The organism is Gemmatimonas groenlandica, assembly GCF_013004105.1.
GTDB lineage: Bacteria > Gemmatimonadota > Gemmatimonadetes > Gemmatimonadales > Gemmatimonadaceae > Gemmatimonas > Gemmatimonas groenlandica.
The window spans coordinates 3,974,728-3,986,046 of sequence record NZ_CP053085.1; the positions used below are offsets into that span (position 1 = coordinate 3,974,728).

The following is an 11,319-nucleotide window of genomic DNA, read 5'->3' on the forward strand; positions in this document are numbered from 1 at the left end:
CTTGCACTCATAACCCACCACTCACGTGAGTCTTGAGTTGTGAGTCGAAGTTTGGGGTCGTGAGTCTCTCCGCCAACGCTCTTCTGATCGCCGGCTCCAGCGTCAGCGGTCCAATCGGCCCCATCACGCGATGTCGCACGCGGCCGTCGCGCCCGATGAGAATCGACGTAGGATATCCGCGCACGCCGCCCAGTTCGCCGATCACATCGGGGCCGACGATGGCGATCGGATAGCTGATCCCGCGTTCGCTGATGAAATCACGAACCGACTGCGGATCGCCTTTGTCGACCGACGCCCCGAGCACCACGAGCCCGGCCGCCTTGTGCCGGTTCCAGGTGGCCTCGAGCAGCGGCATTTCCGCTCGACACGGCAGGCACCACGTCGCCCACACATTCACCAGCACGACGCGCCCACGCAGCGACGGCGACGCAATCACGGAGTCGGCCAGCGTGCGCACCGTAAACACCGGCGTGCTGCGGTCGCGCGCGGTGACATTCACGAGCGCGCCCACATGCGGCAGCAGGCGCGGCAAGGCCCAGATGCCGAGGGCCAGCATGAACCACGTGGTCCAGTGGAATCTGGCGAGCAGCCGCTTGAGGCGGGGTAGATCGGAGGAGCGGAACGCCATGGGGGGAACTTAGCACGAGCGGTTCGCTGGCGGCCGTTCACGGCGGCCGTTCAACGACTCTGACCCCTTGAACTTTGAACCGATCACGCTGAGGCGCAGAGAGCGCAGGGCACGCGGAGAACGACATCAAGATTGAGAAATGCAAACCGCGCAAACCCGCTCGTGCGCGACTCTGCGTGCTCTGCGCCCTCTGCCTCCCTGCGTGATCAGTTCCCTGCAAGTCACACGCTACGCCGCCCGTGCGACTCCTGCCTTGGCAGCCGCGAGCGATGCCAGTAGTCGGCGCCGCTCCACGAGTGCGCGCACGTGATCACGCTGCAGTAGATACAGCCAGCCGCCGAAGAGCGCGGCGACGACGGTGAACATCCACAGCAGCACGCTGGCGCCGGTGTCGGGATACCATCCCCGCGCCACTTCCAGCAACAGTGAAATCCCGCCGGCCCACACGGCCACGCGCGGTGCGGCTTCACGCAGTCCGCGCGCGTCGCGTCCGTGGAACTCGGCGATCACATAACCCGCCAGAGTAAACGCGGCGACGTGTTCGAGCAGTCGATACACCACCGGCTGCGTGAGCTCTACCTGCGCCGGCGCGAGGGCGATGATCCAGTGCCACGTCGGCGTGACGGCGTCGAGTGGCCAGAGCGACGACAGCGCCAGATACGCCGCAAACAGCGGCAGTACCAATCGCAGGGTGGGCAGCTCGAATCGACGATGGGCGCTCGCGGCGAGGTCGCGCGTGGTGGCGATACTGCGCAGCAGCGCGATGCCGACGGTCAGCGTGGCACCGGCGCAGATCAGGTCGATGTCACCGCGCGCACCGGGCACCACCGCCACGATCACCCAACCCAGCGCCAGCGCGACCAGCCAACGTCGATCCTGATAACCGGACCGATTCCGCGAAGGCGCAAGATACGCCGCGTGCACCGTGCCGAGAATCGCCCCGGCGAACGCGGCCACCGGCAGCACGAAGATCCGCCGCGCCCCGCCTTCGCTCCCCAGTCCGATCAGCCAGCAGAGGGGGATCAGCTGATATACCAACCCCATGAGCGGTAGCTCGAGGGCCAGCGACTGCACGGCGGTGTCGTCTTCCAGATGACGGGCCAGACGGGTGAACGCCCACGCCCCGAGCGCCGCGCCGGCGGTGTTGGTGGCCAGGTCCAGCAGCGACGTGTACCGCGTGGGCGAGAAGAGCTGCAACGTCTCGATGGTGCCACTGAGCGCCGCCCCCAAAATGACCACGCGCGGCCAGTCGGGTGGGGCGCCGCGGGGGCGCGTGAGCTGATAGACGAACCCGAACGGTACGAACATCAGCACGTTCATCACGAGGTCTGACCAGTTCCAGATGTTGGTCAGGCCGTGCGCCGGCGTCCACTGAAAGCGAAAGGGCGCCATCGTGATGATCGACGTGACCAGCGCGAGATAGCCGAGGACCGCCCGGCCGAGCCGGAGGGCGGTGAAATCGGCGGTGCGCCGGAATCGGAAGCGGGTGGCAGGCATGCTCCGGGGAGTATCGGCAGGTGGTAGCTTTTCACGGTCCCTCTTCCACCCCTGCCAGGCGTATTCCGATGCGTTTCCCCGCTCTTCTGACCCCGCTCGCCTGCGGCGTCCTCTTCCAGACCGCGCTCAGTCCGTCGGTGGCGAGCGCCCAGGCCCCGCGCGCGGCGGCTGGCCTCCCGGCACTCGACTCGACCACGTTTGCGGCCCTGTCGTGGCGCAATATCGGTCCGTTCCGGGGAGGCCGGTCGGTGGCGGCGGTGGGCCTGCCGTCGCAGCCACTCACGTACTTCGCGGGCTATACGGGCGGCGGACTGTGGCGCACCGACGATGCCGGCAACAACTGGCGCAACATCTCCGACGGTTTTTTCAAGACGGGATCGGTGGGGGCCATTGCCGTGGCGCCGAGCGACGAGAACGTGATCTACGTGGGCATGGGTGAGCACGCGATCCGTGGCCAGTCGTCGACGTACGGCGACGGCATGTACAAGAGCACCGATCAGGGGCGTACGTGGACGCACATCGGACTCGCCACGTCGCGGCAAATCTCGGCCGTGCGTGTGCACCCGAGCAATCCCGACGTGGTGTACGTCGCGGTGCAGGGCGATCGCTGGAAGGGCACGAGCGACCGCGGCATCTATCGCACGACCGATGGCGGCAAGACGTGGACGCAGCTGCTGAAGGGCGAGAACGCCTTCAGCGGTGCGAGCGACCTGTCGATGGACGCCACGAACCCGCGCATTTTGTACGCGGCGATGTGGGATCACCAGCGCACGCCGTGGATGGTGCGCAGCGGTGGTGCCGGTAGCGGTATCTGGAAGTCGGTGGACGGCGGCGACACGTGGAAGCGCAGTCAGGAAGGACTGCCGAAGCTGGTGGGCAAGATCGGTGTGTCAGTATCGCCGGCCAACCCCGATCGCGTGTACGCGATTGTGGAAGCGGAGAACGGTGGTGTATTCCGTAGCGACGATGCGGGCAAGACCTGGCGCCAGCAGTCGGGCGACCGTCTGATTCAGACGCGCTCGTGGTACTACATGAACGTCACGGCCGACCCGAAGAACGCCGATGTGGTGTGGGTGATGAACGCGCCGGTGATGAAGTCGATCGACGGCGGCCGCACCTTCGCGAATGTATCGGCCACGCACGGTGACAATCATCAGTTGTGGATCAATCCGACCAATCCGAACTATCTGATCAACGCAAACGATGGCGGCGCGTCGATCTCGCTGGACGGCGGCAAGAGCTGGAGCACGCAGGACAATCAGCCCACGTCGCAGTTCTATCACGTGGCGGTGGACGACGGCTTCCCGTACAAGCTGTACGGCGGTCAGCAGGACAACAGTTCGGTGATCATTCAGTCGCAGAGTGACGGTGGAAGCATCGGCATTCGCGAGTGGAATGAAGGCCCCGGCTGCGAGAGCGCCAACATGGGTGTGAGCGCCAAGAACCCGCGCTACATCTACGGCGGCTGCTATCAGGGACTGATCGACGAGATGGATGCGACGAACGGTTTGTCGCGCACGATCATGCCGTGGCCCGAGATGAATCTCACCGAGCCCACCGACAAGACGAAGTATCGGTTCAACTGGACGGCACCGATCGAAGTGTCGATGCACGACGACAAGGTCGTGTACCACGGCGGCAATGTGCTGTTCAAGACGACGACGCGCGGACAGAGCTGGACGCCGATCTCGGGCGACCTCACGCGCAACGACAAGACGCGCCAGGGTTGGGGCGGTGGTCCGATCACGAACGAAGGTGCCGGCGGCGAAGTGTACGCCACGATCGTCGTGATCGAAGAGTCTCCGCACGATGCCAACACGATGTACGTGGGCACCGACGACGGCCTCATTCAGCGCACGCGCGACGGCGGCAAGACGTGGACGAACATCACGCCGGCCTCGTGGGGCGATGGACTGGTGAACGAGATCGCGATCTCGCCGCACGATGCCGGCACGATCTATGTGTCGTTCCGAAAGGATCGCTTGGGTGATCCCACGCCGCACATCTTCGTGTCGAAGGACTACGGTACCACGTTCACGCGCATCGTGAACGGCTTGCGCGACGGCGAGCCGGTGCGCGTGGTGCGTGAAGACACGGAGCGGAAGGGACTGCTGTACGCTGGCACCGAAACAGGTGTGTATGTTTCGTACGACGCCGGCGCGCAGTGGCTGCCGTTCCGCGGCAATTTCCCCGTCGTCCCCGTCACGGACTTGCAGGTGAAGCACGGCGACTTGATCGCGGCCACCGAAGGTCGCGCGTTCTGGATTCTCGACGATCTCTCGGTGCTGCGTCAGCGCGCGGATGCGATCGAGAAGGCGGCGATGCACCTGTATGCACCGCGCGCGGCGGTGCTGGCTGGCGGCGGTGGGTTCGGCACGCCTCGCAACGCGGGCAAGAACGCGTCGTATGGTGCGGTGATCAACTTCCGCCTGGCCGCGGCGCCCGATACGGCAAGCACACTGCTGCTTGAATTCGTGGACGCCAAGAACGCCGTAGTGAGATCCTTCGCCACCAAGGGCGATAGTGTGAACAAGCTCACCGTGAAGCCAGGGCTCAACTCGTTCAACTGGAACCTGCGTCGTGCGGCTCCGGCGCGACTGGCTGGTGTCCTGCTGTTCGGCGCGCCGGGCGATGGTGGCGCGCGCGTGGTGCCTGGCACGTACACGGTGCGTCTCACGATGGGCAGCACGGTGCAGTCGCAGAAGCTCGAAGTGAAGCAGGATCCGCGGCTCGACGTGCCGGCGCGTGTGGTGGCCGAGCGGGACTCGGTGGCGAACCTGCTGTCGAACCGGATCAACGAGATTCACGAAGCTGTGCTGCGCGTGCGCGACCTGAAAAGCCAAGTGCAGGGTTACGTGACACGCGCCAAGGAAACGTCCGCACCGGACACCATCGCCAAGGCGGGTCGTACGCTCACCGGCAAGCTGGGCGCGCTCGATCCGAAGATGACGACGAAAGCCGGCAACGGGCAGGACATCATCAACTACGCCAACGGCATCAACGGCCAGTTCGGCTTCCTCCTCGGTCAGGTCGAGGGCAACAGCGAACTCACGCAGCCGGTGAAGGATCGGTTGGTGGAGCTCGAGAAGCTGTGGCAGACGCTCAAGGCCGAAGTGGAGCAGGTGGAGACGGTGGACGTGAACGCCTTCAACGCACTGCTGCAGAAGTACAACGTGCCGGGTGTGATCGGCGCGGCGAAGAAGAAGGGGCCGATTGCATGAAAGCAGTTTTGGGTTTTGGGTTTCGGGTTTTGAGTGTGACGGCGCTGGCGGTCGGGTTGGCGACACCGGCTTTGGCGCAGAAGAAGGGTGTGGTGGCGGCGCCGTATGTGCCGCCGGCGGGGGCGTGGGAACGTCGTTCGCCCTCGGCGATGGGGATGGATTCGGTCAAGCTGGCCGAAGCGATTGCGTACGCCATCGAGAAGGAGAGCAAGACGCCGCGCGATCTCGAGCTCAATCACTACCAGACGTTTGGTCGCGAGCCCTTTGGGGCCGCGATCGGACCGCTGGCGCCGCGTGGTGGCGCCACGGGCGTGATTCTGCGCAAAGGCTACGTGGTAGCCACGTGGGGGGATCCCAACGCGGTCGAGATCACTAACAGTGTGACCAAGAGTTTCCTGAGCACCGTGGTCGGCTTGGCGTTCGATGCGGGTCGCATTCGAAGCGTGGACGATACGGTGTCGCAGGTGATGCCGCCGATCTTGCGCGCGTATCCCAACGGCACCGGACTCGGCGCCGACTGGCCGGGTGACGCGAAGTGGTTGCGTCCGTTCGACAGTCCGCACAACAAGCGCCTCACCTGGGATCACCTGCTGCGGCAGGTGAGCGACTGGGAAGGCACGCTGTGGGGCAAGCCGGAGTGGGCTGACCGTCCGGCGCAGCAGGTGAACACGTGGACCACGCGCCCGCGCGTGGAGCCGGGCACGGCCTACGAGTACAACGACACGCGCGTGAATGTGCTGGCGCTGGCGGCGTTGCAGGTGTGGCGCGAGCCACTGCCGGACATTCTTCGTGACAAAATCATGGAGCCGATCGGCGCGTCGAACACGTGGCGCTGGTACGGCTACGACAACTCGTGGATCGTGCTCGACGGCAAGTTGGTGCAGTCGGTAAGCGGTGGCGGACACTGGGGCGGCGGCATGATGATCAACGCCTGGGACCTGGCGCGCTTTGGCCTGCTCACGCAGCGTCGGGGCGTGTGGGGCGGCAAGCAGCTGCTCTCCGAGGCGTGGGTGACGAAAGCGCTCACGCCCACGCCGGCGCAGCCCACGTACGGCTACATGAACTGGTTCGTGAATACCGACCGGAAGTACGTGCCCGCCGCACCGGCGCAGGCATTCGTGCATGTAGGCGCCGGGAATAACATCATCTACGTCGACCCGGTGAACGATGTGGTCGCGGTGGTCCGTTGGATCGACACGAATGCGTCGGTAAACGGGTTCGTGGAGCGGCTCTTGTCCTCCCTGAAATAGTCGCAGTATCGTAGTGTAGTGATGTGCTGTAAGGGGGAATTCAATCGTGTGGAGTGATATGCCGACCGATTCAGACGGAGATGCGGAGCAGGCGCGTTTGCGATCCTTGACGCAGAGTATCGCCAGCGTGCTCCGCACGTTCGTGCGCGCGAATCGCGCGACGCAGATGTATCTCCCGAATAGTGCGATGCGACCGAAGGCTCGAGATGATGCCCGTGAGGCGTTTCGGGCTTTCTGGTTGCAGGAGAGTGAACTGTCGCTGACGATTACGGAGCAGTCGCTCCTGGCCGGCGATCGCGAGGTCTATCGCGAAGACGAGCGAACCAGTGCAGCGCTGCCGTGGCTGTTGTATCGCGATGGCCTCCGCCGCCTCGATCTCCACCCGGGCTTCGAGGATGCGGAGCTCGACACGCTGCTCGATATCTTGCAGCAGGCGCGTGATGCCAGCTCGGACGATGATGACTTGGTCACGCAGCTGTGGCTGGCCGATTTCCAGAAGCTCACGTTTCGCAACGTCGAATTATTGACGGATTTCGACGCCGCTTACGTCGAGCGTGACCCTGGCGAGGTCGCGTCTGGCGGATATGCCGGGGTGCCCTCGGCGGTACAACTTATTGAGTCGCCGCCACTCGGCGATGGCCCGCCGCCACGGCTCATTCACCTCGACGACGACGCGTCGACCCTCCACTTTCTCGATCCACAGGAGGCCATCGCCTTGCAGGCGGCCATCCGGCGCGAGTATGCGAACGACGGGTTGCCGACGGTCCTCGACAGCCTGTTCGACATCGTCGAGGTACAAGAGGATGACGAGGTGCGCGCCGAGGTGTGCGATATCCTCGATCGTCTGCTGCTCAATGCCTTATCGGCCGAAGAGTATCCGGTCGTTGCCTGCATTCTGCGCGATACCCGGGCCGCCTTGGCCCGGGCCGATTGGTCCGATGAGATACGACGCGCCCTCTCCGCACTGGCTGCCCGACTGAATGCCGCGTCGGCGATCGACGGACTGATCAGCGCCGTTGAGCGAGGCGCCTTCGCGGCGGCTCCCGTAACGCTCGAGCCCCTCCTCGAAGGTTTGGGGTACGACGCGCTGGTCCCGCTCGTGGCATGGTTCGCTGATGCACCGTTGAACTCGTCGCGCCAGACCGTCGAGGGTATCGTCACACGGCAGCTCGCTGCCCGACTCTCGCTCCTCCAGCGACTCCTCGAGGATCCGCGTGAGCCGGTCGTACGTGGTGCCATCCTTTTCGCGCGGCAGGTCGCCAGTCCCGCACTGGTCGCGCCTTTGGCGAAGCTGTTCCGGGAGGGCGCCGACTCCACGCGGAGCGGAGCGGCGTCGGCGCTTGCCGCGATCGCGTCGCCGACGGCCATGGACGTGCTGCAAAGTGCCATTGCGCACGAGCTTCGTGACGTGCGCCTCGCGGCATTGAAAGCGATCGCCGCAACACGCTATCGCCAAGCGTTTCCACGCCTCGTTCGGGATCTTGATGCGAAGGCGCTTCGCCGAGTCGACCTGAGTGAGAAGCGTGCCTTTGTCGAGGCCCTCGCGGCGGCCGGTGGAGACGATGCCACCGCCCCCCTCGATGCGATGCTCAACGGGCGTGGTCTGCTTGGTTACAAGGAGGCTCCCGAGCTGCGAATGTGTGCGGCCTACGGACTCGGGATGATCGGTACTGAACGGGCCACCCGCAGTTTGCAGCGTGCCGCTGATACGTCGGATCCAATGGTACGTCGGGCCATCAGCCAAGCCATGCGAGGCACGCCGTGACCTCGACCGGAAGCCGTACGCCGCCGCCCAGACCCATGGTCCAGGAGAGCGCCGTTACGCAGCTCGAGGCGCGCAACGTGCTCCAGGCGTTCCATCGCGCGTTGCGGGCGATCAGACTGTATCCTCGGGAAAACACGATGGTGAAGGCCGCCCTCGTTGCACTGGACGGTGCCGTCGTATCGCTCATCGCGTCGACCGGCCAGTGTGATATCCGCTCTGTCGGCGACTACGTCTTCGTGTGCGGCATCCGGCTGCGCATTCAACTCGACACGTACGCCGCGATCTCGCACGTCGCGGGCCGCTTTCGTCACGCTGGCATCGGTGGCATCCTCGTGCTGAGTGCGCCAGATGGTGCCGCGTGGGTGACGCTGATCTCGGCGCTACTCGCACCGACGCCGGGACTCCAAAGCGATGAACGGCGAGCGCATATCACCGCGCAACTCGAGCGCGAGAACGTGTCCGACTTCAAGATCGAGCCGGCCGTCGACGAGTTGGCCGATCTGGAGGAAGGGTCGTCTCAGGAGCGAACGCGCCAGACCTTCATGCAGTCACTGTCGGCAACACGGCAGCTGATGACGGATGTCCGCATGGGCCGTACTCCCGCGCTCCGTCAGGCAAAGCGCGCCGTGCAGGGCATCGTCGATCAAATCATGATCGACGATACGTCTTTGATCGGGATGACGACACTGCGCGATTTCGACGAGTACACCTTTGTCCACAGCGTGAATGTCTGCATTCTCGCGGTCGCTCTGGGTCGCCGTATCGGGCTGTCCAAGCTCCAGTTGCTCGACCTCGGCCTCGCGGCGCTGCTGCACGACATCGGCAAGTCCCGCATTCCGATTGAGATTCTGAACAAGCGCGGTCAGCTCTCGGAGGATGAATTCAGGGTGTTACAGGGGCATACGTGGCATGGTGTGCTCGCTCTCTTCGCGCTCAGCGGGTCCACGGCGCGCGCGTGGAGGTCGATGACCGTGGCCTACGAGCATCATCTCCGTCTCGATCGCAGTGGGTACCCGCGCACGGTGCGTTCGAGAGAGCTCTCGCTCTTCAGCCGGATCGTCTCCATCGTTGATGGCTTTGACGCGGCGACGTCGACGCGTGTCTATCAGCCGAACCCCTGGTCACCGGCTGATGTCATCCGCGGCATGCGCGACAACCCGCGTCTTGGGTTAGACCCGGTGTTGGTGCGGGCCTTTACCGGACTGATGGGGATCTATCCGATCGGAACGGTCGTCCTGCTCGACAGCCATGAGATCGCGCTCGTTGTCGCGGCGAGCCGTGAGGGTCAGCCGCCCTCACGGCCACAGATCCGGCTGCTGTTCGACGAGCGTGGAAACCCTTCGTACGAGGCAACCGTGCTCGATCTCACAGAAAAGGATTCGTCGGGTCAGCATCTCCGCACCATCGTTCGAACCGAGGACGCCGACCGCCTCGGGATTCAGGTGAGCGACTACCTCACCTGAGTCTGGTGCAGGTCGAAGCGCAAAGAGATCGACCGAACGGAGCCTGATCGTGTTAGAATCACACATGGGTACCAGGGTCGTGAGTCTCCGTGAAGAATTCGCCAACGCCGTCACGCACGGCGTTGGTCTCGTGCTCAGTCTCATCGGGATGCCGATCCTGATCCTCGCCGCGATGAATCACGGCGAACGCGCGACGGTGATCGGCGCCAGCGTGTTCGGCGCCACGTTGATCGCCCTCTATTCGGCGAGTACGCTGTACCACGCGATCCCGCATCCCACCCTCAAGCAGAAGCTGCGCGTAGTCGACCACTCCGCGATCTACTTGCTCATTGCCGGCACGTATACCCCGTTCACACTAGGCGTACTACGCGGCACCTGGGGCTGGACGTTGTTCGGTATCGTGTGGACGTTGGCCGCGCTCGGCGTGCTGTTCAAAGTAGTGTTCGGCAGCGGCGCGATGGCCAAACTGTCCACGGCGATCTACGTAGCGATGGGCTGGGTGATCATCATCGCGATCAAACCGCTGATGGCCTCCATGGAGCACGCGGGATTGATGCTGTTGGTGGCCGGTGGGCTGTGCTATACGGGCGGTGTGATCTTCTATGTGGACCGCCGCCGCGCCTGGACGCATCCCGTGTGGCATCTGTTCGTGATGGGTGGCAGCATCTGCCACTATTTCGCGGTGCTCTGGTACGCCGCTCCTGCGCGATAGCCGCGTGTTACCCATGGCGGTGCTCGGCCCGGCGGCGCTCTTCCTCGTCGCCGGCATGCTGCACTTTGTTATGCCGGCGTTCTTCGACCGCATCGTGCCACCGTGGGTGCCCAACGCGCGACTCGCGACCTACGTGAGTGGCGTATTCGAAATAGCAGGCGCCATCGGCTTGCTGATCCCCGCGACGCGAGTGGCGGCCGCCTGGGGGCTTATTGCGCTGCTCGCCGCGGTGCTGCCGGCCAACATTCACATGCTGAACCAAGCACGCGCCGCCGATGCGTCGGCCGGGTACATCGCCGGGCTCTGGCTGCGGTTACCGCTGCAGCCGCTGCTAATGTGGTGGGTATGGCGTGTGGCGATCCGCCGCTGAGTGCAACGTACTGCTTTGTGTGATCGCTAAAAAACTGCAGACCGCGGATTTTCGCCGATCACGCACGAATTGGTGCCGTATGGGCCGCGCGCTCCGCATGCCGCGCTAGGCCTGCTGTTTGTTTTTCAAATACAAACAGCGACCTCGTGTACACCCCCGGTTTCCGAAGCGCGTGCGTGAGAATTCGTGTGTTATTCGTGTGAATCCGTGGTCAAAGCTGTTCAGTCTTTTGCTGCGATTCCGAGCTGCGCTGGATGCTTCTGAACCAAAAAATACAGACCGCGGATTTTCGCCGATCACGCACGAATTGGTGCCGTATAGACCGCGCGCTCCGCATGCCGCGCTAGGCCTGCCGTTTGTTTTTCAAATACAAACAGCGACCTCGTGTACACTCCCGGTTTCCGAAGCGCGTG

General features: G+C 64.2%; 8 protein-coding genes. 6 read left to right on the forward strand and 2 right to left on the reverse strand.

Features of this window, described 5'->3' with window-relative positions; genetic code table 11:
- Positions 1 to 7: 7 nt before the first annotated feature.
- Together HKW67_RS16940 and HKW67_RS16945 are read right to left on the reverse strand one after the other, a co-directional pair.
- Positions 8 to 628, reverse strand: coding sequence for a TlpA family protein disulfide reductase (locus tag HKW67_RS16940; protein WP_171226515.1), 621 nt, complete (start codon positions 626 to 628; stop codon positions 8 to 10).
- Between the two features lie 228 nt (positions 629 to 856).
- Positions 857 to 2,125 (reverse strand): VanZ family protein, encoded by a 1,269-nt coding sequence (locus HKW67_RS16945; protein WP_171226516.1) that lies wholly within the window; start codon positions 2,123 to 2,125, stop codon positions 857 to 859.
- Between the two features lie 68 nt (positions 2,126 to 2,193).
- Between HKW67_RS16945 and HKW67_RS16950 the strand changes: the two genes are divergently transcribed.
- The 6 genes from HKW67_RS16950 (at position 2,194) to HKW67_RS16975 (ending at position 10,906) form a co-directional block, all read left to right on the forward strand.
- Positions 2,194 to 5,346, forward strand: a complete 3,153-nt coding sequence (locus HKW67_RS16950) for a WD40/YVTN/BNR-like repeat-containing protein (protein WP_171226517.1) — start codon at positions 2,194 to 2,196, stop codon at positions 5,344 to 5,346.
- Complete coding sequence (locus tag HKW67_RS16955) at positions 5,343 to 6,596, forward strand: serine hydrolase domain-containing protein (RefSeq protein ID WP_171226518.1); 1,254 nt, start codon at positions 5,343 to 5,345, stop codon at positions 6,594 to 6,596. Before HKW67_RS16950 ends, HKW67_RS16955 begins: the two co-directional genes overlap by 4 nt.
- A 58-nt stretch (positions 6,597 to 6,654) precedes the next feature.
- A complete protein-coding gene (locus HKW67_RS16960) occupies positions 6,655 to 8,361 on the forward strand; it encodes a HEAT repeat domain-containing protein (protein ID WP_171226519.1) in 1,707 nt (568 codons plus the stop codon).
- Positions 8,358 to 9,824, forward strand: coding sequence for an HD-GYP domain-containing protein (locus tag HKW67_RS16965; RefSeq protein WP_171226520.1), 1,467 nt, complete (start codon positions 8,358 to 8,360; stop codon positions 9,822 to 9,824). The genes HKW67_RS16960 and HKW67_RS16965 overlap by 4 nt, the downstream gene beginning before the upstream one ends.
- 64 nt (positions 9,825 to 9,888) lie before the next feature.
- Positions 9,889 to 10,536, forward strand: a complete 648-nt coding sequence (trhA, locus tag HKW67_RS16970) for a PAQR family membrane homeostasis protein TrhA (protein WP_171226521.1) — start codon at positions 9,889 to 9,891, stop codon at positions 10,534 to 10,536.
- Between the two features lie 13 nt (positions 10,537 to 10,549).
- On the forward strand, positions 10,550 to 10,906 hold the full coding sequence (locus tag HKW67_RS16975; protein ID WP_171227714.1) for a DoxX family protein: 357 nt from the start codon (positions 10,550 to 10,552) through the stop codon (positions 10,904 to 10,906).
- The last annotated feature ends 413 nt before the right edge of the window (positions 10,907 to 11,319 follow it).